The organism is Neisseria sp. HMSC070F02 (assembly GCF_001814225.1).
Taxonomy (GTDB): Bacteria; Pseudomonadota; Gammaproteobacteria; order Burkholderiales; family Neisseriaceae; genus Neisseria; species Neisseria meningitidis.
Genome location: NZ_KV815401.1, coordinates 1 through 431, shown reverse-complemented (window position 1 = coordinate 431; position 431 = coordinate 1). Strand labels below are relative to the sequence as shown.

Sequence of the window (431 nt, the reverse complement as noted above, 5' to 3'; positions counted from 1 at the left end):
GCGGTATTAATCAGTGCGGCACTGCCCGCATTGGCTAGGTTGACGGTCAGGTTGTTGATCCACTGCTTATCGCTGACATTGTTCAGTGCCGAAGCGCCGATTTTGTCGGCTACGCCTGCGGTAGCGGCGGCAACCACCAGATTTTTCACCGTGCTGCTTCTGCCCAGCTCTTTCAGGGTTTTGCCGACATCGCCTTTGTTGTTGATGAACGATACGGAAGCCTGGCTGGCCAAAGAGGCGAATGCTGCATCGGTTGCGGCGGCGGCCGCACCGTTTAATCCCAATACGGCTCCGGTTCCTGCGCCTGAGGTGACCACGGTAACGGCCAGTGCGATAATCGCCGCACCTGCTTCGGTTAAGCCCTCCTGTTTGTAGTCCCATTTATCGTAAGCAAGCTGCACCTGATTCCAGTTGATGTTTTTCGCTACTTG

1 protein-coding gene is annotated in these 431 nt (G+C 55.7%); it reads right to left on the bottom strand.

What is annotated here, in order from left to right:
- Positions 1-431: DUF637 domain-containing protein (locus tag HMPREF2959_RS04410; protein ID WP_210398727.1), on the bottom strand; the 431-nt coding region annotated here is incomplete at both ends.